The 21,216-nt window shown below is 44.5% G+C and carries 22 protein-coding genes; 15 read left to right on the top strand and 7 right to left on the bottom strand.

From position 1 onward, the window contains the following. Nucleotides 1-33 precede the first annotated feature (33 nt). The 9 genes from DXY31_RS16435 (at nucleotide 34) to DXY31_RS09645 (ending at nucleotide 12,234) form a co-directional block, all read left to right on the top strand. Complete coding sequence (locus tag DXY31_RS16435) at nucleotides 34-1,257, top strand: glycosyltransferase family 4 protein (protein WP_137024943.1); 1,224 nt, start codon at nucleotides 34-36, stop codon at nucleotides 1,255-1,257. Between the two features lie 40 nt (nucleotides 1,258-1,297). Beyond that, nucleotides 1,298-2,437: a glycosyltransferase family 4 protein gene (locus tag DXY31_RS09680; RefSeq protein WP_137024942.1), complete on the top strand. Its 1,140-nt coding sequence runs from the start codon at nucleotides 1,298-1,300 to the stop codon at nucleotides 2,435-2,437. A 1-nt stretch (nucleotide 2,438) separates the two neighbouring features. Continuing rightward, complete coding sequence (gene asnB / locus DXY31_RS09675) at nucleotides 2,439-4,418, top strand: asparagine synthase (glutamine-hydrolyzing) (RefSeq protein WP_114993556.1); 1,980 nt, start codon at nucleotides 2,439-2,441, stop codon at nucleotides 4,416-4,418. A 43-nt stretch (nucleotides 4,419-4,461) separates the two neighbouring features. Continuing rightward, nucleotides 4,462-6,255: a carbamoyltransferase C-terminal domain-containing protein gene (locus tag DXY31_RS09670; protein WP_114993555.1), complete on the top strand. Its 1,794-nt coding sequence runs from the start codon at nucleotides 4,462-4,464 to the stop codon at nucleotides 6,253-6,255. Continuing rightward, nucleotides 6,248-6,922 (top strand): PIG-L deacetylase family protein, encoded by a 675-nt coding sequence (locus DXY31_RS09665; protein WP_114993554.1) that lies wholly within the window; start codon nucleotides 6,248-6,250, stop codon nucleotides 6,920-6,922. Before DXY31_RS09670 ends, DXY31_RS09665 begins: the two co-directional genes overlap by 8 nt. Nucleotides 6,923-6,965: 43 nt before the next feature. Then, nucleotides 6,966-8,093 carry a glycosyltransferase family 4 protein gene (locus DXY31_RS09660; protein WP_114993553.1) on the top strand — a complete coding sequence of 376 codons (1,128 nt, stop codon included), beginning with the start codon at nucleotides 6,966-6,968 and terminating at the stop codon, nucleotides 8,091-8,093. Between the two features lie 9 nt (nucleotides 8,094-8,102). Then, nucleotides 8,103-9,041, top strand: a complete 939-nt coding sequence (locus tag DXY31_RS09655) for an NAD-dependent epimerase/dehydratase family protein (RefSeq protein ID WP_114993552.1) — start codon at nucleotides 8,103-8,105, stop codon at nucleotides 9,039-9,041. Between the two features lie 42 nt (nucleotides 9,042-9,083). After that, nucleotides 9,084-10,121, top strand: coding sequence for a glycosyl transferase (locus DXY31_RS09650; protein ID WP_114993551.1), 1,038 nt, complete (start codon nucleotides 9,084-9,086; stop codon nucleotides 10,119-10,121). A gap of 208 nt (nucleotides 10,122-10,329) precedes the next feature. After that, nucleotides 10,330-12,234, top strand: a complete 1,905-nt coding sequence (locus DXY31_RS09645; protein WP_114993550.1) for a nucleoside-diphosphate sugar epimerase/dehydratase — start codon at nucleotides 10,330-10,332, stop codon at nucleotides 12,232-12,234. A 533-nt stretch (nucleotides 12,235-12,767) separates the two neighbouring features. Here DXY31_RS09645 and DXY31_RS17400 read toward each other — a convergent pair. Beyond that, nucleotides 12,768-13,073 (bottom strand): hypothetical protein, encoded by a 306-nt coding sequence (locus DXY31_RS17400; protein ID WP_114993549.1) that lies wholly within the window; start codon nucleotides 13,071-13,073, stop codon nucleotides 12,768-12,770. A 465-nt stretch (nucleotides 13,074-13,538) separates the two neighbouring features. Here DXY31_RS17400 and DXY31_RS09635 point away from each other — a divergent pair, with 465 nt between their 5' ends. From DXY31_RS09635 to DXY31_RS09625, 3 genes are read left to right on the top strand one after another with little or no spacing between them, the layout of a single operon-like run. After that, the gene (locus DXY31_RS09635; protein ID WP_114993548.1) at nucleotides 13,539-14,981 is read left to right on the top strand and encodes a nucleotide sugar dehydrogenase; all 1,443 of its coding nucleotides are present in this window, start codon (nucleotides 13,539-13,541) and stop codon (nucleotides 14,979-14,981) included. Beyond that, on the top strand, nucleotides 14,978-16,000 hold the full coding sequence (locus DXY31_RS09630) for an NAD-dependent epimerase (RefSeq protein WP_114993547.1): 1,023 nt from the start codon (nucleotides 14,978-14,980) through the stop codon (nucleotides 15,998-16,000). The genes DXY31_RS09635 and DXY31_RS09630 overlap by 4 nt, the downstream gene beginning before the upstream one ends. A 30-nt stretch (nucleotides 16,001-16,030) precedes the next feature. After that, entirely contained in the window at nucleotides 16,031-16,798 is a 768-nt protein-coding gene (locus tag DXY31_RS09625) for a YdcF family protein (RefSeq protein WP_114993546.1), read from the top strand. A gap of 116 nt (nucleotides 16,799-16,914) precedes the next feature. Here DXY31_RS09625 and DXY31_RS09620 read toward each other — a convergent pair whose 3' ends face one another. The 6 genes from DXY31_RS09620 to DXY31_RS09595 all read right to left on the bottom strand — a co-directional run bounded on the left by DXY31_RS09620 (nucleotide 16,915) and on the right by DXY31_RS09595 (nucleotide 19,235). Continuing rightward, complete coding sequence (locus tag DXY31_RS09620; RefSeq protein WP_114993545.1) at nucleotides 16,915-17,115, bottom strand: photosystem II reaction center protein J; 201 nt, start codon at nucleotides 17,113-17,115, stop codon at nucleotides 16,915-16,917. Between the two features lie 12 nt (nucleotides 17,116-17,127). Next, complete coding sequence (locus DXY31_RS09615; RefSeq protein WP_066904825.1) at nucleotides 17,128-17,247, bottom strand: photosystem II reaction center protein L; 120 nt, start codon at nucleotides 17,245-17,247, stop codon at nucleotides 17,128-17,130. A 21-nt stretch (nucleotides 17,248-17,268) separates the two neighbouring features. Further along, on the bottom strand, nucleotides 17,269-17,406 hold the full coding sequence (psbF, locus tag DXY31_RS09610; RefSeq protein ID WP_067326446.1) for a cytochrome b559 subunit beta: 138 nt from the start codon (nucleotides 17,404-17,406) through the stop codon (nucleotides 17,269-17,271). A gap of 9 nt (nucleotides 17,407-17,415) precedes the next feature. Then, entirely contained in the window at nucleotides 17,416-17,667 is a 252-nt protein-coding gene (psbE, locus tag DXY31_RS09605; RefSeq protein WP_066904822.1) for a cytochrome b559 subunit alpha, read from the bottom strand. A gap of 104 nt (nucleotides 17,668-17,771) precedes the next feature. After that, nucleotides 17,772-18,782, bottom strand: a complete 1,011-nt coding sequence (locus DXY31_RS09600; protein ID WP_114993544.1) for a photosynthesis system II assembly factor Ycf48 — start codon at nucleotides 18,780-18,782, stop codon at nucleotides 17,772-17,774. A 78-nt stretch (nucleotides 18,783-18,860) separates the two neighbouring features. Beyond that, nucleotides 18,861-19,235, bottom strand: coding sequence for a rubredoxin (locus DXY31_RS09595; RefSeq protein ID WP_244279689.1), 375 nt, complete (start codon nucleotides 19,233-19,235; stop codon nucleotides 18,861-18,863). 195 nt (nucleotides 19,236-19,430) lie between these two features. On the opposite strand from DXY31_RS09595, the gene DXY31_RS09590 reads away from it, so the two are divergent. The 3 genes from DXY31_RS09590 to DXY31_RS09580 are packed head-to-tail and all read left to right on the top strand — an operon-like array spanning nucleotide 19,431 to nucleotide 21,209. Next, nucleotides 19,431-19,793, top strand: coding sequence for an NAD(P)H-quinone oxidoreductase subunit 3 (locus tag DXY31_RS09590; RefSeq protein WP_114993542.1), 363 nt, complete (start codon nucleotides 19,431-19,433; stop codon nucleotides 19,791-19,793). Nucleotides 19,794-19,797: 4 nt separating this feature from the next. Then, nucleotides 19,798-20,592, top strand: a complete 795-nt coding sequence (gene nuoB, locus DXY31_RS09585; protein WP_114993541.1) for an NADH-quinone oxidoreductase subunit NuoB — start codon at nucleotides 19,798-19,800, stop codon at nucleotides 20,590-20,592. Then, nucleotides 20,589-21,209: an NAD(P)H-quinone oxidoreductase subunit J gene (locus tag DXY31_RS09580; protein WP_114993540.1), complete on the top strand. Its 621-nt coding sequence runs from the start codon at nucleotides 20,589-20,591 to the stop codon at nucleotides 21,207-21,209. Before nuoB ends, DXY31_RS09580 begins: the two co-directional genes overlap by 4 nt. The last annotated feature ends 7 nt before the right edge of the window (nucleotides 21,210-21,216 follow it).

Here is a 21,216-nt window from a genome sequence, read left to right as displayed (position 1 = left end):
TGTTTTTATTTTCCATTCATTAAGACTGGCGGAGTGTCGTCTCTTTTTGCTTTTATTTCTAGTATAATTTCACAAAAATATACCGTATATATTGTAGACTTTCCGAATGGTGCTCTAGCAAATTTATCTAAGACAACTCAAGTTACTTGCATCTCCCCTGATGAGTTAGTAGATTTGTCTTACAACATTGACCTAGTTATTGTTACCCAAGCACTGCCCCTTTGGCGCTTACCTAATATAAATATCATAAACTCTTCTACAAAACTTTTTTTTTGGTTTTTGCATCCTGATAATTTCGAAATTATCCCTAAGTATCGTCAATTTTTTAGTAAATTCAATTATTTTTTTCGAAAGCGTAACTTTAAACTCATTTCCCAATATAGCCTCATGCTTGAATTTCAATCACTATATTTTATGGATCATGCATGTTATTATGGTCTTCTTACTACGCTAAGTTTATCTACTACAAATCCTTCATATAATTGTCCTATCCTTAGGCTGGTTCATAACCCAATGCATACTATTTGTCCTGCTAGATCTTCTGTATTTAGTAAAAATTTTCTTACTATTACTTGGATTGGTCGTTTAGAAGATTTTAAATCACAATCTCTACTTTCTTTCGTTCAAGATTTGGTAAATTCAAACTGTTCATTAGATAATATCAAATTGCATATAGTTGGCGATGGAATCGACTTTTCGTCACTGAAGAGAAAATTTTCATGTATCCCAATTAATATTACGTTCCACGGTACCTTATCCTTTGATGAACTTGATGATTTGCTTGTCAGTACAGATATTGGCTTTGCAATGGGTCTTTCTCTTTTAGAATTTGCTTCAAGAGGTATACCTTGTTTAATTGCAGATTTTGGTTATAGGCAATCATTATCTGCCGGCTATTGTATTTTTGGAGAACAACGTCTCGATCTTGGGTCCCCACATGATTTGCTAATTAACATGCAGCATTTTAAACTCAAAACACTAGGTTGTGCTATTGACTATATTTTATCTGATTATAAAGAGATAAGTGCTAATACTTCCAATGTATATCTTACAACTTATTACTATAAATCCACGATCGATCTTTTTGAGTCAGCGATCTCCTCCTCACGACTTACTGTACGAGATGTTCTCTCTAGTGATTTACTTTTTCCTGATTTGCTTTCAATCTTAGTTTCTCTTCTTGCCTTGTCTCGTAATCAGTTTTACTCTGCCGCACAGCGTAATTCTATCTACGGCGGCTTTTCCTGGCTTTTATGAGTTTATAATCTTATCATGGTTCCTATAATTATTTTAAGATTTGCATCTAACTAATTATTTTATTGGTATGAAAATAGTTTTTGCTATCAAAAGATTAGATCGTGCCGTAGGTGGTGCAGAAAGAGTTTTATGCATGGTTGCATCCGAACTCTCTCGACGTGGCCATGATATTACGGTTGTTACTTGTGATTCCAATCAATCTACTCCGTTTTATCCTATCCATGATGGCATAAGGATTATCAACCTTTCTGTTGGTGAAACAGCTGAACCTGGTAGGTTTGTTGTAACACTTACTCGTATTATTGCTTTACGTCGAGCAATTATACGCATTAATCCCGATGTAGTCGTTGGATTTATGCACTCTATATTTATACCCTTATCCTTTGCCTTGGTTGGAGCTAACATTCCATTAGTTGCTAGTGAGCATATAGTGCCCGATCATTACAGATCCCGCCCTTTGCAATTTGCTTTATTATGGATATCCGCTTTCAATATCCAAAGAATCACCGTTTTATCTGAAAATATTAAGCGTAGTTACCCAAAATTGCTTAGAGATCGTATGCATGTTTTAAGAAACCCCGTTCTTCCTGTTGATAATTACGCTAATCCTGGTCGTTTAAAAGATTCATATATACTTCTTAATATTGGTCGACTTGATAATCAGAAAGATCAAAAGACTCTCATTAATGCATTTGCACTTATAGCCCATTCTTTTCCTAACTGGATCTTAAGGATCTATGGTGATGGTACTCTCAGGGATTCACTAGAGGGACTTATTATACATCTTGGTCTAGTAGATCAGGTGTTTTTATTAGGTAATACATCCTTGATTTCTGAGGAATATGCAAAAGCAGATATCTTTTGCCTTTCATCTTTATACGAGGCTTATCCACTTGTCGTGGTTGAGGCTCAATCCCACGGGCTTCCTGTCGTGGCCTTTGAAAATTGTCCTGGTGTTAATGAACTTGTTATCAATCGTAAAAACGGTCTCTTGGTCGAAAGTTCTTACAACCGTTCACAATCTTTAGCCAAAAGCCTGTCTCAATTGATGTGTGATTCTACTTTGAGATATGAGTATGGATCAGCTTCTAGAAAGGCAACTCACCAATATTCATCGCTTTGTGATATAGCTAATCATTGGGAAACTTTACTTACTCCTCTAACTACTTCATCTATTTAATATGTGTGGTATTGCTGGTCTTTGGAGCATATCTGATATTGACCAAGATTTTTTGCGCTGTAATGCCCAGTTAATGGGGGATTCAATTTCCTTTCGAGGGCCTGATGATTCTGGTGTATGGATTGATCCTTTTGTTCCTCTTGCTTTAGTACATAGGCGTCTTTCAATTTTAGATTTATCAAAAGCTGGTCATCAACCCATGGTCAGTTCATCTGGACGCTATGTTATATCTTTCAATGGCGAGATTTATAATCATCTATCGATACGTCGTGAACTTGAAACTTCTAATCTTATTGATAAGCCATGGTCCAGTTCCTGTGATACTGAAACTTTGCTCTGTGCAATCGAAGCGTGGGGTATATCTAGTACATTAAAAAGATGTTCTGGAATGTTTGCTATTGCCTTATGGGATACGTCGTACCAACGTTTAACTTTGATTAGGGATCGGTTTGGAGAGAAACCTCTTTATTGGGGTTGGCACTGTGTTGATGATATTCGCACTCTACTGTTTTGCTCTGATGTTGCGGCTCTTCGGTCTATTACTCGTACATCTCCATATTCCATCAATAAAGTAGCACTTACTGCTTATTTTAATCTCGGCTTTATTCCTGCACCTTTATGTATATATGAGGGTTTTCATCAGCTTATGCCGGGTCATCAGATTGACTTTGATTTATCTCGTCATGCCCATAATAATTTTCATTCTACTTCATGGTGGGATATTTCTAGTTCATCTTTGTCCTCACAATCTAAGCTTGAATATATTCCCAAGGACGTCTACCTTTCACAGTTGAAGGCATGTCTTACCCGTTCAGTTGTTATGCAATCTTCTTCTGATGTTCCCTTAGGCACTTTTCTTTCTGGGGGTATCGACTCTTCTTTAATTACTGCAATTCTTCAAGCTAACAGTAGTTCGTCCATTAGCACATTAACCGTATCTTTTCCTGGAAATTCTGTTGGTAATCTTGAATTCAATGAAGCTCCATATGCTCATGATATTGCTTCCTATTTAGGTACCAAACACACTGAAGTCAGTCTTTCATCACAGGATGCTCTTAGTTTAATCCCAGCCTTACCATACATTTATTCTGAGCCCTTTTCTGACGCCTCACAAATCCCAACTCATTTGGTGTGTCTATCTGCACGTCAAAACGGTTTGTCTGTCGCACTCACTGGTGATGGGGGTGACGAGCTCTTTGGCGGTTATAACCGTCATCGTCTAGCTCCCTTGATTTACAAGTATTTTCATTTTTACCCTCAATACTGCAAGAACTTTATTTCCTTTTTGATTAACATTCTACCGATTGCCTCTCGTGGTTTATCCAGAAACAAACAATATAAACTATCCTCAGCAGTTAGATCTAGTTCCAGTCTTTCTTCGATTTATGATTCATTGTTATCAGTATTTACCGATTCCAGTTGTCTTTTTGATTCAATCTTTTTGGAATCCATCATCACTGATTTTTCTACAACAGACTTTCTGAGCTTTAATCCATTCAGCACCTCTGTTTCTCCTGTTGAGTCTGTTATGGCTGCGGATACTATTGGTTATTTACCTAATGATATCCTTGTTAAGGTAGATCGCGCTTCAATGTATGTAGGCTTGGAAACACGTGCACCATTTCTAGATATTTCTGTAGCTGATTTCATGTTTTCTTCTCCACTACATTATAAAATCCCCGATTTGTCTGACAGAGATTGTACTAAGTGGGCTCTACGTCAAATACTTTATCAGTTTGTTCCTCCTTCCTTAATTGATCGTCCAAAGTCAGGGTTTTCTACACCTATTTGTTATTGGCTTCGTGGACCATTGCGTCAATGGGCTGAAGATCTTCTTTCACCATCTCGCATAGAATCACAAGGAATACTAAACTCTTACTACATCGATCAATTATGGAGGCAGCATTTAGGTGGTCGTGATAATTCATCCCAGCTATGGACCGTTTTGATGTGGCAAGCTTGGGCTGATATATGGTTGTAATTTTTCTCTGCGTATTATTCAACATTGGTTTTTAGCATACTAATTGAACCTTTCGCTTCCATGCTATCATTATCCAAGATTATCTATTCTTGTGTTCTTCCTAGGTTTATTTGAGGGCCATGCAGATCCAGCAGCTTGTCTTGTTAGAGATGGAAAAGTCATTGCCTACGCTGAAGAAGAGCGTTTCTTACGTAATAAACATGCCTTTGGTCTTTACCCTATTAACGCGATTAAATATTGTCTAAATTGTGTTGATATTTCTTTATCTGACATCTCTGCTGTTGGTATTCACTGGGATATAGCTTCTTTTGACAACGGTACTATCGCTTCCTATTTTGATGAATTAAATTCTTTATTTGATGTTGATGAAGGTACTTCAAGATGGCAACAATCCATGTTGTCATCATTTACCTCCAAGGCAGTTTTCAATAGACATCACTTTCATTGGACTAAGCACTTTGGATCCATTGATTTCCCTCCAATAGTGGGTATTCCTCATCACTATGCGCATGCTTTTCAGGCATGTTTCCAATCTCCCTTCTCTTCTGCAACCTGTATTGTAATGGATGGTTCTGGAGATGTTGATTGCACCAGTATTTGGAAATATGAAAATAATGCAATAACTAAACTTTTTTCTAGAAAAATTCCGCACTCTCTCGGTTGGTTCTATGCAGCTTTTACAGAGTTTTTAGGTTTTGAAGCTTATGACGGAGAATACAAAGTTATGGGTTTGGCTTCTTACGGGAATTGCAATGAAAATGTTCGCTCTAAACTTAATGCTATTTTGTCTCCATGCGACTCAAATCTTTATTCTTTAGATCCGAAGTATATTCATTATGGCCCTCACACATATTCAAAACGGTTCACCGATCATCTTGTTGAATTGATGGGTATACAACCCAGAACACCCGATCAATCTTTGTCTCAAATTCACAAAGATATTGCATATGAGGTTCAATATCTGCTTGAAAGTGTTGTCACTCATATTTCAGATTATGCAATTCAACTTACCGGTATTGACAACTTGTGTATAGGTGGTGGAGTTGGACTTAATATAAAAATGAACTCAGCACTCCATCGTTCAACTTTAGTATCTGATTTTTTCGCCCATCCTCTTTGTAGTGATGGAGGCGCCGCACAAGCAGCTGCTCTGGTTCTTGGACATCGTGATAACGGTAATGAAGTTGAACGCTTATCTACGCTTGCTTTAGGCCCTGAGTATTCCGATGAATCAATCCGTAAAGCACTTGATATCTGCAAATTACCTTATCAATTATCTAATAATATCTCCCTAACTGCAGCTCAATTCATATCCGGTGGTATGGTCGTGGGTTGGTTTCAAGGGCGTATGGAAGCTGGTCCAAGGGCTCTTGGTCAAAGAAGTATCCTTGCTGATCCACGTTGTGTCAGCTCACGCGATAAGGTTAATGCTGTCATCAAGTTTCGTGAGGATTGGCGACCATTTTGCCCGTCTATTGCTGAAGAATTTCTTGATGAATATTTCGATAATTACTACAATAGTCCTTTTATGAATAATTCTTTTTTTGCAACACAGAAGTTAAAAGAAATTGCTCCTGCAATCGTTCATGTTGATGGTACATCCCGAATTCAAGCTGTTAGTAAGATTCACAATCCCTTGTATCATTCCTTACTTATGTCGATGAATTCAATTGCTGATTTGCCTATTCTCCTCAACACTTCATTTAATGTTAAAGGTGAGCCCATTGTGATGTCTCCTGTAGATGCTTTAAGAACCTTTTCTGCATCAGGCATGGATTGTCTCTGTATAGGTAATTATTTTCTTCTTAAAAATCACAATATCTCTCAAAATGGTTAAGTCCGTTCTTATAGTTGCACCACATCCTGATGATGAGGTTCTTGGATGTGGTGGTGCGATATCATATTTTAGTCAAAAAAACTATGAAATTACCGTGCTTACTGTTGCTGCTCATATGCCCCCTCTTTATTCTAAAGAGGTTCATGAGATAACAGTTTCAGAAGCACAAAAGGCGCATCAGCTGTTGGGTGTTGAAAACTCTATTTTCTTGGATTTTCCAGCAGTTATGTTGTCTCAAATTGACATTGCATCATTCAATAAATCTATTTGTGATGTTGTTGTCAAAGTAGACCCTCAAATACTGTTTATTCCTTTCTATGATCGCCATATAGATCACCGCTTAATATTTGACTCCTGTCTTGTTGCATCTCGTCCTATTAGGCCTAATGCTAATCTTCAACTTCTTGCATGCTATGAAACTATTTCTGAAAGTTTTTGGAATGCGCCTGGAATTGAGCCTCAATTTACTCCAAATTGGTTCTTAGATATTACTGCTCACATTGATTCTAAATGTAATGCAATGCTTTGTTATCAATCGCAGGTTAGTCTTTACCCAGGACCTCGATCTGTTGAGGCTCTGCGGTCTCTTGCCCTGTTCAGGGGATCTCAACATGGCTTTGCATACGCTGAAGCTTTTCACATTATTAGAATGCATAATATTCTTTAATATCTTAGAACTTAATAAAGCTTCGTTTTTTAGTTCTTAAAATATGAAACTCTTCTTTGTTGTTAATGTTGATTGGTTTTTGTTCTCACATCGTTTGCCTGTTGTTGAGGCTGCCTTACGTGCTGGTTATGATGTTCACATAGCTACAACATTCACTGATTTTAAATATAAGTCATATCTTCTTGATCGTGGTTTCATAGTTCATGACCTTTACATAGATCGGAAAGGCTCAAACTTTTTTTCCATCATAGCCACCTTTTTTAGGCTTTTCGTGCTCTTTAAATCTGTTTCGCCTCATATTGCTCATTTAGTTACTATCCAGCCAGTTCTGCTAGGAGGGTTGGCCGCACGTTTGACAGGGGTAAAAAATGTAGTTTTCGCAATTTCTGGCTTTGGTCATTCTCAAATTATTACTTCCCTCTACAGCAGATTACGTCTGGTTTTAATTCAATTATTCTATAAAATTTCATTAAAAGCTCCATGTCGCGTTGTTATGTTTCAAAACCCCGATGATATGTATAAACTTAAATCATTATGTACCTTGCAAGATCATGAATGCCATTTAATTCACGGATCTGGAGTGGATATTGCCAAATTTGCTTTCTCTCCTATTCCTTATGGAATTCCTATAGTATTTATGGCTTCTCGTTTGCTTGCAACTAAAGGAGTTCGAGAATTTATATTCGCTGAAAAACTTCTTCGTGAAAGTAACGTAAAATGCATTTTCCAATTGGCTGGTTGTCCTGATTATTCTAATCCTACTTCTTTAATATCCTCTGATCTTCAAGCTCTTTCTCTTTCTTCCAACGTTCAATTCTTAGGCCATCGAGATGATCTAGAAACTCTAATGCGTCAAGCTTCTGTTGTTTGCCTGCCCTCTTATTATCCTGAGGGTCTACCAAAGGTTCTTTGTGAAGCATCTTCTTGCGGAAGACCTATAGTAACAACTGATCATCCTGGTTGTAGAGATGCTATCGTGCCTGATTCCACCGGTATATTAATCCCTATACGAGACTCACATGCATTAGCCGAGGCAATTAATACTTTGCTTTCTAATAGGTTGTTGATGTCCAATATGGGCATTGCTGCTAGAAAACATGCTGAATCATATTTTGACATTGATATTATAGTCGAACATCATCTTTTCATTTACTCAACACTTTCTGCATAAGGTTTTCAATTGAATATTTTTGTTTCTGGTTCTAATGGTTTTATTGGTCAGAAATTCTGTCCACGCTTAGCTTCTCAGGGTTTTTCTGTTACTGCTTTTTCTCGGTCCGAATATGCTTGGCAGTCAGATATCGTTCCTGCTGTTCACTCTTCACTAAAATCTTTTTGTCGAGTCAAATCTCTTAGTCGATATGACTGTGTTGTGCACTTAGCTGGTCGCGCCCATGTTTTAAATGAATACTCTTCAGATCCGTTAGCTTCATATAGAGCATCAAATGTTGATGATACTCTTTTACTTGCTAAACATGCAGCTTTCTCTGGCGTGAAGCGATTTGTTTATCTCAGCTCAATTAAGGTTAATGGACAATCAACTTCTCGTGATTCACCTTTTACAGAGCTGGACATACCTCACCCTGTTGATGATTACGCTCTGTCGAAGCTCGAAGCCGAAAATGCTCTTTTTGCACTTTCAGCTCAAACTGGTATGGAAATTGTTATTATTAGACCCCCACTAATTTATGGGCCAAAGGTTAAAGGCAATCTTAACACCGTGCTAAAACTATTGTCTTTACGAGTTCCTCTTCCTTTTGGTGCCGTTACTGACAATCTTAGAAGTTTCATTTTTTTAGAAAATCTTATTGACCTCATTATTATTTGTATTCAACATCCCTCAGCCGCTAATCGTGTCTTTTTAGCTAGTGACCAAGACGATGTTTCTACATTTGACTTTTTAAATCTTGTCGGTCTTAGCTGTAATTATTCTGCATTTCTTTTCCCCGTTCCACGTCGCTTTTTGAAGTATATGTGCATTCTGTTTGGTAAGTATTATTTATTTGATCGTTTATGTAATTCACTTGTAGTAGATTCAAGTTTGGCAACTACTTTACTTGGTTGGAATCCAAGGTTTTCCCTTCGTCTGGGTTTGCAAAAATCTTTATCTGACCTCTGATTTCTTCCTGCCAGATGTTTTTTTATTTTAGTTTGGCTTCTTATGTTTGACTTTTCATTGTTTTTTGCTTTTACAGCATCATTTTTCATTTCGTATTTCGCTCTTAAATTATTTCTTCCATTTTTTTCTGGAAAGATCATTGCGCATCCCAATAAACGTAGTGCTCACACTTTCGCAATCCCTAGAGGCGGCGGATTGGTTTTTGTAACTATAAGTTTTGTTTCTTCGCTTTTACATTTAATTTTGACTGATTCTCTGTATTATCAACTCTCATCTTCTTCTTTCCTTTCACCCTTTTTGCTAATAATATGTCTTCCGCTTGGACTTGTCGGTTTTTTAGATGACTATATAGAGCTGGCAATGTTTCCTAGGTTTATTTTTCAATTTATTACTTGTTTTGCTATTGTTTATCTTAGTCCATTGTTTTTCAAGTATATATTTTCTCAACAACTTTTCTCGTCCTCGCTTTTATTGTCTTTATCTTCCTTTTTTTTATTATCTATTTTCTTCGTTGGTATTACAAATTTCTCTAATTTTATGGATGGATTGGATGGTCTTCTTGCAGGCTGCATGTTAGTAATTTTGGGTACCGCCTTTATCTCTCTCAATGGGTCATGGCCTTATTGGTGTCTTTTGGGTTCACTCATTGGTTTTCTTGCCTTTAATTGGAGTCCAGCAAGTATATTTATGGGAGACGTTGGTTCTAATTATTTAGGTGCTGTATTTTGTGGTGTTTTAGCCTTTACTCCAGACTGGCATCACTTTTTAGCTCTCATATTAGTATCTACTCCCTTACTTGTAGATCCTTTTTTCTGCTTGTTAAGACGCTTTTTAGCAGGTGTTCCTTTACTTCCTCCTCATAACCTTCACCTTTATCAACGACTCCATCAATCTGGCAAGAGTCATTCTTATGTATCGTGTATTTATGTATCCTTTACATTATTACTTTCGATTTCTTATTTACTAGGTGGATTGTTTTCGGTCGCTTGTTGTTCTGTTTTTGTTTTGTTCGGTATGGTTTATCTAGATTTCTGGATTGCTGTTCCTTTTAATAAAGCAGCGCAGCCATTCATCCGATAGTCTCTTAATTAGATTAGGCATCTTACTTTGTATTATTCTGTGAATTCACATTGTTACTATTGATTCATCATTTTGACAGGATTCATCTTTCATCTCTATCACCCTCTATGACTCCTCCATATAATTTTTAAGTATATTCGTCGTCTTGCATGCCTTGTTTTTCTTCTGTTCTTTGATGTAGGATGATTGTATATAATTTCATTTATTGATGAATTTGCACCTCGATATTTCTTGGTTTTTTGCACTGTCTTATCGTAGTCGTAGATTCGTTTTGATCTCTTTAGATATTTTTTTATTACTTTTAGCTGTTTGGTTTAGTTTCTGGTTGCGCCTTGCCGAACCGTTCCATCCTCTTTTTCTCACCTCAGGAATATGGGTTCTTATATTTTCTGTTTTAATTGGTATACCTCTTTACTCTTATACTGGCCAATATTTAAGCCTCACTAGATACGTCGGCAGTTTTGTATTCTATCAACTCGCATTTCGTAATGGCTTGTTAGTACTTTGTCTGTTCTCAGTCGGTAATATATTTAATTTACCATTACCTCCAAGAAGTAGTTGGATTTTGCTTTGGCTGCTTCTTACTGTTTTTACTGGGTCAATAAGGTTTGTTTTACGCGATATTCTTTTGAGTATCCGTTCATCACCTAGTAAACTTCAGCTTCGTGTTGTTATATACGGTGCAGGTGAGGCTGGTGCACAGCTTGCAGCTGCCCTTCATCTTGCTGGTAATCATCAAATCGTAGCTTTTCTCGATGATGATTCTAATCTTTGGGGTAGATCAATCAATGGCATTCCTATCCAGGCTCCGCAAACTATTACCGAGATTAAGTCTAGTATTGACCAAATTTTATTGGCCATTCCCTCATTAGGTAAGCGTGAACGTCGCTCCATCATTGCTCAATTTCAGCAACAATCTTTACCAGTTCTTAGCATCCCTTCTGTTGACGATTTGACCTCTGGGCGAGCTCGTATTGATTCTCTTCATCCTGTTTCTATTGAAGATCTCCTTGGCAGAGATGTTGTCTCACCTAATCTTTCGCTTCTTTCTTACGAAATTACTGATTCTGTTGTTTGCGTAACTGGTGCTGGTGGTTCAATTGGATCCGAACTATGTGTTCAACTTGTCAAATTTAATCCAAAATGTCTCTTACTTCTCGAAAGAAGTGAGCCCTCTCTTTATGCTATTGAACAAAAATTACTTTCACTTGGCTGCAAAAAAGTTAATTTAGTACCAGTACTTGGGTCGGCTTGTGATATTATTATGCTTAATAAGTTGTTCGCAGATTTTTCAATTGATGTAGTTTTTCATGCTGCAGCTTACAAGCATGTCCCCTTGGTTGAGTCGAACCCTGTTTCAGGCATTTCCAATAATGTTTTTTCTACACTTTCGCTCTGCAATGTTTGTGCCAAATTTAGTGTTCGTAGATTTGTCCTTATTTCCTCTGACAAGGCTGTTCGCCCTACAAATGTAATGGGAGCTACAAAAAGGGTTGCAGAGCTCATTGTTCAGGCCTTTGCCCAAGAGGCTTCCTGTATAGATGACTTTGAGCTTTCTTCAACACGTTTTGCAATTGTTCGGTTCGGTAATGTTCTTGCGTCCTCAGGCTCTGTTGTCCCACTCTTTCGCAGTCAAATTGCTTCTGGTGGTCCCATCACTGTTACTCATCCTGAGATAATTCGTTATTTTATGACTATTCCTGAAGCTGCTCAATTGGTTATACAGGCTTCAGCTCTTGCAAAGGGTGGCGATCTCTTTTTGTTAGATATGGGAGAGCCAGTAAGGATCACAGATCTTGCTGTACAAATGATTCTTCTTAGTGGTTTGTCAGTACGTGATGGATCTAATCCAGATGGCGACATAGAAATCATTTTTACTGGCTTGCGACCCGGTGAAAAGCTGTATGAAGAACTTTTGATTGATGCAAAGTCTGAGGTTACTGAGCATCCACTTATCTTTCGAGCCAATGAAAAGTCAATTTCACCTAATGCACTATGGTCAAGTCTCGATAGTCTGGAATCATCCGTGCAAAATCAGCGCTCTGACGAAGCTTTGGCTATACTTTCAGAGTTAGTACCTGAATGGGAGCGTTATAAGCTTCCGGTTTCATAATTCTTTCGGATTGAATTCCACTGGCTAAATTCACTAGCTATTAATAGCTGTCTGTTTGGCTTTTGCGGATTACTCGTTTTTTGGCTCATCCCTACTTTTTACGGCATCCTGATTGTTCGATTTCCATCTATTGGTTTCTGTGGTTATTTTTTTGTGCCTTTTGCATACGAATTAATTGTAATCGATTAAAATTTGTATATTGGTTTGCTTTCTTCGGTGTTTTCACCCTTTCGCAAAAGTATATCCTCTTGCATCCTTAATAGGCTACATCTATGAGTTATTCAGTAGCTACTCAGATGTTAGTGATTTTTCTTCTTCCGCTTTGGATGCTTTCTTCCCCTTTTCACGGCCTTGGCTTTGGAGTTTAACTTCCTGTTGTGAGTTCTTTTTTCAGCGATGTCGAGGTGATTGCCTTGGCTTGTGTTTATATATAAGCACTTGTTGTTGATGGTATTTATTGCTACTTAATACCCTGCTCCTACTCACTGGCGTGTCCTTTTCGGCTTTGTGAGCTGCCTTGTGCCGGCAGTGCATCAGTTAGACATAAATTCTAAGTGGCGTTTCATCACCAAACTTCTTCGTGTTCTCGATAGTAACCACTTATCTATCATGTTGCGTTGCGCGTTTGCTCCATAGTTGTTGCCTTTTGATGAGTAGGCCTCTGGTCTTTTTGTATTGTTCCAGATTTTATTTAGTATATGGGTGAATGCTTTCCGGCTTGATTCTAATTTTTGCATGACTTTGATTCTTTCGTTTATTCCGAATTTGCAACCATCAGTGATCAACTTGCAGCTTTGTTTATCTTGTTTTCTGCTCGTATCTTCGATAGGGAGATCCATCTAGTGTTGCACTGCGCTGGCAGTCGGGATGAAGTTGTCGTTCCTGCTTGTTGAAACACTGTTAACCTTTGTTTCTTCTTTGAGCGGCACATAGGTTGACGGCAACCTTTAGTTCGGCCTTGTATTTAGTCAACCGTGGTGCAGCTGTAATTCACAGCTTCAGTTCTTGTTAGGTAGTTGCGGGGTCAATGTTTGTCGAATTGGACTTTTCCTCTTCTGCTTTCGAAAAGCAGTTCTAACCCTTGCTCGAAGCGGCGTAGTTATGTTGCGATGATCGGATAGGAGGAAATTGAAGGTCGCCTAGTGCTTCTTAAACCTTTTCTGGCTGCAGGCGTCGAGCAATGGTTTGATTTAAATTCCTGCGCTGCATTTGTGTCCGTCTCAGAGACCACCACGAAGTTCCATCTAAAAGTAGCCAATCAGCGATAGCCTTCGTGCGTTTGATCGCGTAGACCGCACTACTGGATGCCTGTTGCTTCAATTCGTTCTATCTGTTGCATTGGTGCTGGTTACGTGGGCGGGCCGACCATGGCTGTCATAGCCGACCGTTGTCCTGAAGTTCAAGTCACCGTTGTCGACATCAATCAGACCCGCATCGATGCTTGGAATGACAATGATTTGAGCCAGCTGCCGGTGTACGAACCAGGGCTTGATTCTGTGGTGGGACGAGCGCGCGGCCGCAACTTGCATTTCTCAACTGCGGTGGATGATGCGATCGCAGCTGCTGACATGGTGTTCATCTCTGTGAACACACCCACAAAGACCAAGGGCCTTGGAGCTGGTCAGGCCAGCGACCTTCGCTGGGTAGAGGCTTGTGCTCGCCAGGTGGCCAAGTCGGCAAGAGGTCACACGATCGTCGTGGAGAAGAGCACACTCCCAGTACGCACGGCAGAAGCGGTCAAAGCCATCCTTTCTGCTGCTGAACAGTCCAGCGAAGAACCACAGAAAACCTTTGCGGTTTTGTCTAATCCAGAATTTTTGGCGGAAGGCACCGCGATACCGGATCTTGAATCGCCGGACAGGGTGCTCATTGGTGGTGAACATCCTCAGGCCATCGATGCTTTGGCATCGGTGTATGGCCATTGGGTTCCTCAGGAGCGAATTTTGCGCACCAACCTTTGGAGCAGCGAACTGTCCAAGCTCACGGCGAATGCTTTTCTCGCACAGCGGATTAGCTCAATCAATTCTGTTGCGGCTCTCTGTGAAGCCACAGGCGCTGATGTGCGCGAGGTGGCCCGCGCAATCGGCACTGACAGCCGTATTGGTTCGAAATTTCTCCAGGTCGGTCCAGGCTTCGGGGGCAGTTGCTTCCAGAAAGACATCCTCAACCTTGTCTACCTCTGTAGGCATTTTGGGCTTCCCGATGTGGCCAACTATTGGGAATCGGTGGTGCAGCTGAACAGTTGGCAGCAACACCGCATTGCTCGCACGGTGGTGCAGAAACTGTTCGGCACCGTCACAGGCAAACGCTTGGCCATTCTTGGTTTTGCCTTCAAGGCCGACACCAACGACACCCGTGAAGCTCCGGCTATTCGCATTGCCAAGGATCTCTTGGAAGAGGGCGCTCAGCTCGCCATCCATGATCCCAAGGTGGATTCGGATCAAATTGCCCGTGATCTGAACTTGCCAGCCAGCACCGCACCCGATGCCGAGTCAGGTCCTACTCGGGCTGCACTCAGCGGCGAGGGCACTTGGTGGCCGAGTGACGACATCGCCTCGGCTTTGAAGGGAGCGGATGCCGTGCTCATCCTCACGGAGTGGAACCACTATCGAGAGCTCGATTGGTCGGCACTGGCTCCGTTGATGCGTCAGCCCGCCTGGGTGTTTGATGCCCGATCGGTGGTCACGCCGGCTGAAGTTCAGGCCGCCTGTCTAAACCTCTGGCGTGTGGGTGAGGGGCAGCCATGACACACCCTGTTTTAGTTACCGGTGCTGCTGGTTTTATTGGTGCAGCTCTGAGCCTGCGTTTGTTGGAACGTGGTGGGCGGGTAGTCGGTATCGACAACCTCAACAACTATTACGACCCGGCTCTCAAGCGTGCCCGACTCCAACGCATTGAAGCTGCTGCTCAAGCCGGAGCTTGGCGGTTTGAACAGCTAGCGCTGGAGGATGGGGAAGATTTGATGTCTCTTTTTGCTGCAGAGCAACCGCGGGTGGTGGTGAACCTGGCGGCGCAAGCCGGTGTTCGCTACTCACTGGAGAATCCAGCGGCTTACATCCAGAGCAATCTGGTGGGTTTTGGGCACATCCTTCAGGGCTGTCGCCATCACGGCGTTGAGAACCTTGTCTATGCCTCCAGTAGTTCGGTGTATGGCGGCAATCGCAACCTGCCGTTCCACGAGCAGCAACCTGTCAATCATCCGGTGAGCCTCTACGCCGCCAGCAAGAAAGCCAACGAGCTGATGGCCCACACCTACAGCCACCTCTATGGATTGCCTGCAACCGGTTTGCGGTTTTTTACCGTCTATGGCCCCTGGGGTCGGCCGGATATGGCGCCGATGCTGTTTGCCAAAGCGATTCTGGCCGGTGATCCGATCAAGGTGTTCAACCACGGCAAGATGCAGCGTGATTTCACCTACATCGATGACATTGTTGAAGGGGTGCTTCGCTGCTGCGATAAACCTGCGACGGCTAATACGGAATTTGATCCTCTGCAGCCCGATCCAGCAACGGCCGCCGCTCCGCATCGAGTGTTCAATATTGGCAACAGCCAGCCCACTGAACTGCTGCGCTTCATTGCAGTGATGGAGCAGGCGCTCGGCAAAGACGCGATCAAGGATTTCCAGCCAATGCAGCCTGGTGATGTGGTGGCGACTGCTGCGGATACCCACGCTCTTGAGGAGTGGGTTGGATTCCGTCCCAGCATGCCGATAGAGGAGGGTGTCGATCGCTTTGCTAGTTGGTATCGCGAGTTTTACGGCGTCTGAGTGTTACAGCCACTGGGCTGAATCTTCCCTATGGCCTACTGGCTGAGCAAAATTCTGCCCCTGGCTGTGTTGCCCCTTGGCCTCAGTCTGATTCTGCTGCTGGTGGGTTTGATCGGTCGCTGGCGCTGGCCGGTTATCACTGCAGTGGTGCTGCTTTGGGTTTTTTCTCTGGGTTTGGTGAGCCAAATCCTTTGGCGGTGGTTGGAGAATCCTTGGCGTCGCCAATCCGCAGCCAAGGTTCCCTCGGTTGATGCGATCGTTGTGCTCAGTGGCGGACGTCACCCCGCGCCAGGAGCAGCGCGCGTTAGCGAGTGGTATGACCCTGATCGCTTCTTCGCTGGGCTTGATCTCTATCGTCATGGCAAAGCACAGCGATTGCTTTTTACAGGCGGTTCCAGTCCGTTCAGGCCGGGCCAGCCTCCGGAGGGGCAGCGTTACATAGAGGAAGCGCAACAGCTGGGCATCCCTGCTGCGGCGATGCAGAGCACGCCGCCTGTGGTCAATACAGCCGAGGAAGCCGTCGCGATTCGCCAGCTGTTGCAGCCATCTGATCGCTCAACCATAAGTCCGCGCATTCTTCTGGTGACCAGTGCATTTCATATGCGCCGAGCTCAACGATTGTTTGAACGGCAGGGTCTGAAGGTCGTGCCATTCCCGGTGGATTTCCAGGCCCGTGGCCAATGGGCGGGTTCAATCTGGCGAGATCCCACCCAGTGGCTTCCGAGCGCTGGCGCTTTTGATAGCAGCTCCCGGGCTTTACGTGAATTGCTTGGGCGTCTCGTCTATCAAACTTGGTAGGTCTAACAATCTTTTCGATCAATCAATTTCATTAGAAATTGATTGATCGAAAATTAGCCCACAAAAAAACCGGGCTTAAACCCGGTATTTTTTTTGGAAGGCTGAGACTTGAAAGATCAAGCCGAACCAACGCCCGTGTAAGAGCCGTAGAAGAACAAGCCAACAACGAAAATTGCAGCCATGCCACCAGCTGTTGCGACCAGCCAGAGGGGAAGAGCACCTTCTGTCCAGCGTGAGCGCCATTTGACCGCTGGAGTGCCATCAGGAAGTCGATCAGGAATACGACCGTCGGGTAGTCCGGATTTCTTTCCGCTCATGATTTCGGATCCTCAGTTAAAGAAGTAGCTGGAAAACAGGATGCCTGTGACAAACACAAACAGCAGACCTAAATAAAGGCTGGTCCTGTTGAGTTCAACAGGCAATGTGTTGGGGTTTTTGTTGCGCTCCATGATGTGTCAGGTCTGTTGAAATCAGCGACGGATGAACTGCATGGCTGCCAGAGCACCCAGGAAAAAGACAGTTGGGACGCCCAGAGTGTGGAGCGCAAGCCAGCGGACCGTGAAGATCGGGTATACGCGTGGTTTAGAGGTGGTTGGAGACTGAGTCATGGATGGGAATTACTTATTCAAGCGGACATCGAGGTCTGACTTGCCTTCGAATCGCTGGCTCAGAACGGGTGCTTTGCCTTCATTGACCTGGAAGTAGGCATCCGGTCGGGGAGTTCCAAAGGCGTCGTAGGCAAGACCTGTCGATACGAAAAGGAAGCCTGCAAGGAAGATGGAAGGCAGCGTGATGGCATGGATCACCCAGTAGCGGATGCTGGTGATGATCTCGAAAAACGGGCGTTCACCCGTAGAGCCTCCAGCCATGAAAAAGATCCTCTGTCTTGCGAGATCCTAAGTGCATAGGGCTCGCGTCCGCGCATGTGCCTCCTAGTTGGTTACGAAGAGTTGTTGGTCGGCGGGAAAAAAATTCAAGTCAGCGCGGACCAACGCAGCATTAATCCCCTCTCGCCCAGTAGGAAGGCATGCTGTTGGCGCTCAGTGTCGTCGAAAACAAAGCGCGTGAAATTGGTTGGCGCCTGCACGCTTTCAGGATCGCGCTCCCAACTGTTGCCTTCGTCTCGGCTAACAAGAAGGGTGCCGTTGCCACCGCTGGCCCAGATCGCGCCGTCATCCGACCAGGCCATATCGAGGTAGCCGTAACCGTTGGTGATGGGGATGATTGGCTTGCTCCAGTTTTCGTTGTCAGAGGGGTCCTCGTTGAAGCGAATCTGAGCGCCGCGAGCCACCATCCAGAGTCGGCCATCGGGCTGGTAGCCGATGCTCTGAAGACGTTGGCTGCTGACCCGTTGGTGAACCTGCCAGACCGGTTGTCCGGGATCCCAGGTGGCATAGAAGTTGCCCAGGCTGCTCACGCTCACGTAGGCACCGTCAGGGCTACGACGCAGGTCACGGGTTGCACCGGCTGCATCGCTCACCTCGGCATCCCAGCTGCCACCACCGTCGCTGGTTCTGTACACAGCCCCCACGTTGGTGGCCAGTTCGGCGCTATTGGGACCAAGGGCCGTGATTAGGTATGGCTCGCCTGGCAGCTTGGTGTCCAGGAACAATCGCGTCCAGTTCTGCCCAGCGTCGGTGGTGTGCATCAGTAGGCCGGGCTGACCGGCGATCCAGCCATCATCCCCATCAAAAGCGATGCTGATCAGGCGAAAGTTCTCTTCCTCCGGCAGATCCAGACTGCGCTCGTTCCAGCTCGCACCACCATCGTTGCTCTCCAGGATCAGGCGGTTGCTGCCCACCAGGAAGCCATGGTTGGCGCTGGTGAAAGCAATATCAAGCGGATTGGCCTGGGTATTGAGATCAATCACCTGCCAGGGGCTGGCAGTTGCTGTCGGAACTTTGGTGGTGACGCAACCACCGAGACCGAAGCCGATGCAGACCACGAGTGCCAACTTGGCCAGGGATTTGATCAGGGAATTCATGCCGGATTGAGAAGGAAGGCAGGCTTGGAGCAATTAGAGTGATTCAGCGCAGAACATTCTGCGCAGACTATTCAGTTGTTAACGCAGGGAATACAACGAGAGGAAGAAGGCAAATCCAAGAGCCAAACTGCCGAAGATCAGCACATTCTTCTGTCCTGGTGTCAAACGGTTGACTCCCAGACCGAAATCGAGATTCTCTTCAAAACCACTGGCCTTGGAGCGTGGTCCGATGTCGCGGAAGGCACCGACTCTGCTGCGGCAGACCGGACAGCGGAAGCTGTATGCATCCAGCTGCTGAAAAGCTGTTCCTGATTCGATGCGCAATTTTTTGACGCCTTCTTCTGGGTCGTAAACGAATCCGCAGCTTCTGCATTCGAAACGGTGCGTGAGTGGATCACTGGCTTGTTCAGCCAGAGTTTTTTCTGGGGCGCGCACCTTGGCCTCTGCAGAAATTTCTTCTGAGGAATCCACATCTGAGCTTTTCGGCTCGTCGTCAGTCGTGCTCTGACTCGCAGGGTCCTGCGGTGCCTGTATTTCGTCGCTCACCGCTGACTGACCGAAGGGGTGGACACTCTATCTGCGTTACCTGGCCAAACGTCAGCCAGAGGCTGCAAATGCCAGACTGAATTGAACATTGGTGCTGCCCAGATGTTTGTGCTCCAGGGGTATGACGCTTTTCTGGGCTTCCTTCTGATTGCGGGAGCTGTGCCGGTGCTGGCTTTGGTGACCAACAAGCTTGTTTCGCCGCGCAGTCAGGTCGGTGAGCGCGAGCTCACCTATGAATCGGGCATGGAGCCGATCGGTGGAGCTTGGATCCAGTTCAACATCCGCTACTACATGTTTGCGCTGGTTTTCGTGATCTTTGATGTGGAGACGGTATTTCTCTACCCCTGGGCCGTGGCATTCCACCGACTAGGTATTTTGGCTTTCATAGAAGCGTTGGTGTTCATTGCCATCCTCGTGGTGGCTTTGGCCTATGCCTGGCGTAAGGGCGCCCTGGAGTGGAGCTGATCCCATGACCTCATCCATTGAACGAGCTGCAACAACTGGAGAAGCCCCCTCGATCCAGGCCGTCCGCGATCTGAGGGAATCAAGTTGTGCCCCAGTGGCTGGTGCCGCTGATGGGGTGCCGACCGTCACCCAGGACCTCAGTGAAAACATCATCCTCACCAGCCTTGATGATCTTCACAACTGGGCCCGACTGAGCAGTCTCTGGCCTCTTCTCTACGGAACGGCTTGCTGTTTCATCGAATTTGCTGCCTTGCTTGGCTCGCGATTCGATTTCGATCGTTTCGGTCTCGTGCCGAGAAGTTCACCTCGCCAAGCAGACCTGTTGCTCGTTGCTGGCACAGTCACCATGAAAATGGCGCCTGCATTGGTGCGTTTGTATGAGCAGATGCCCGAACCTAAATATGTGATCGCCATGGGTGCCTGCACCATCACCGGTGGCATGTTCAGTGCAGACTCGACAACCGCTGTCCGTGGTGTGGACAAGCTGATTCCCGTTGACCTTTATCTTCCCGGCTGTCCGCCAAGGCCTGAAGCGATCTTCGATGCTGTGATCAAACTCCGCAAGAAAGTGGCCAACGAATCCGTTGCCGATCGCCGTCTGTTGATGCAAACCCACCGCTACTGCACGGTGGAGCATGCGATGACTCCTGTGGAGCCAATCGTGACCGGTGCCTACTTGCGTGCTGAAACACAGGTCGCTGCTCTGAAGCCTGGTGCAGGGATGCCGATGCCCGCCCTGGAGACTGCCCAAGCCGAGAGGGTCGAAGCGGAGACCGTCACCATCCCTGAAGAGTCATGAGCGCCACCCCTGAAAAGGACAACAAACCCGAGAAGGTCAAAAAACCCGAAAAGGTCAGCGAAGCTGAGAACAACCCCAAATCTGAGAAGGAGGTCAAGAAGGATGCTCCAGTGGCAACAGGTCCAGAGCCAGGTCCCGTTAGTGAATGGCTGACTGAGCAAGGCTTTGAACATGTGGTTCTGGATCCTGACCATGTCGGGGTTGAGCAGATTGGCGTTGAGGGGTTGTTCCTCCCCGTGATTGCCGCGGCTCTCAAAAGCCATGGATTTGATCATCTGCAGTGCCAGGGTGGTTACGACGAAGGGCCCGGGCAGCAACTGGTCAGCTTCTACCACTTCATTGCCATGGCTGAGGTTGCCGATGGAGTTGTTGATCAGTTGCGCGAAGTGCGCCTGAAAGTGTTTCTCCCCAGAGAAGGAGAGCCGAGTGTTCCCAGCCTCTACGGGCTGTTTCGCGGGTCTGATTGGCAAGAGCGCGAAACATACGACATGTTCGGTATTACCTTTAAAGGTCACCCCCATCCCAAGCGGTTGCTGATGCCTGAGGACTGGACCGGTTGGCCTTTGCGTAAAGACTATGTGCAGCCTGACTTTTATGAGATGCAGGACGCGTATTGACCTCCAA

Source organism: Synechococcus sp. UW179A (genome assembly GCF_900473965.1).
Taxonomy (GTDB): domain Bacteria; phylum Cyanobacteriota; class Cyanobacteriia; order PCC-6307; family Cyanobiaceae; genus Synechococcus_C.
Note: the sequence above shows the minus strand (reverse complement) of the source record. Positions and strands in the feature narration are given on the sequence as shown.

Bases quoted from the DNA above. Each gene is read 5' to 3' on its own strand.
- asnB (WP_114993556.1), top strand. From the start codon at position 2,439: ATGTGTGGTATTGCTGGTCTTTGGAGCATATCTGATATTGACCAAGAT.
- DXY31_RS09665 (WP_114993554.1), top strand. From the start codon at position 6,248: ATGGTTAAGTCCGTTCTTATAGTTGCACCACATCCTGATGATGAGGTT.
- DXY31_RS09660 (WP_114993553.1), top strand. From the start codon at position 6,966: ATGAAACTCTTCTTTGTTGTTAATGTTGATTGGTTTTTGTTCTCACAT.
- DXY31_RS09650 (WP_114993551.1), top strand. From the start codon at position 9,084: ATGTTTGACTTTTCATTGTTTTTTGCTTTTACAGCATCATTTTTCATT.
- DXY31_RS09645 (WP_114993550.1), top strand. From the start codon at position 10,330: ATGAATTTGCACCTCGATATTTCTTGGTTTTTTGCACTGTCTTATCGT.
- DXY31_RS17400 (WP_114993549.1), bottom strand. From the start codon at position 13,073: ATGGATCTCCCTATCGAAGATACGAGCAGAAAACAAGATAAACAAAGC.
- DXY31_RS09635 (WP_114993548.1), top strand. From the start codon at position 13,539: ATGCCTGTTGCTTCAATTCGTTCTATCTGTTGCATTGGTGCTGGTTAC.
- DXY31_RS09630 (WP_114993547.1), top strand. From the start codon at position 14,978: ATGACACACCCTGTTTTAGTTACCGGTGCTGCTGGTTTTATTGGTGCA.
- DXY31_RS09625 (WP_114993546.1), top strand. From the start codon at position 16,031: ATGGCCTACTGGCTGAGCAAAATTCTGCCCCTGGCTGTGTTGCCCCTT.
- DXY31_RS09620 (WP_114993545.1), bottom strand. From the start codon at position 17,115: ATGAGCGGAAAGAAATCCGGACTACCCGACGGTCGTATTCCTGATCGA.
- DXY31_RS09615 (WP_066904825.1), bottom strand. From the start codon at position 17,247: ATGGAGCGCAACAAAAACCCCAACACATTGCCTGTTGAACTCAACAGG.
- psbF (WP_067326446.1), bottom strand. From the start codon at position 17,406: ATGACTCAGTCTCCAACCACCTCTAAACCACGCGTATACCCGATCTTC.
- psbE (WP_066904822.1), bottom strand. From the start codon at position 17,667: ATGGCTGGAGGCTCTACGGGTGAACGCCCGTTTTTCGAGATCATCACC.
- DXY31_RS09600 (WP_114993544.1), bottom strand. From the start codon at position 18,782: ATGAATTCCCTGATCAAATCCCTGGCCAAGTTGGCACTCGTGGTCTGC.
- DXY31_RS09590 (WP_114993542.1), top strand. From the start codon at position 19,431: ATGTTTGTGCTCCAGGGGTATGACGCTTTTCTGGGCTTCCTTCTGATT.
- nuoB (WP_114993541.1), top strand. From the start codon at position 19,798: ATGACCTCATCCATTGAACGAGCTGCAACAACTGGAGAAGCCCCCTCG.
- DXY31_RS09580 (WP_114993540.1), top strand. From the start codon at position 20,589: ATGAGCGCCACCCCTGAAAAGGACAACAAACCCGAGAAGGTCAAAAAA.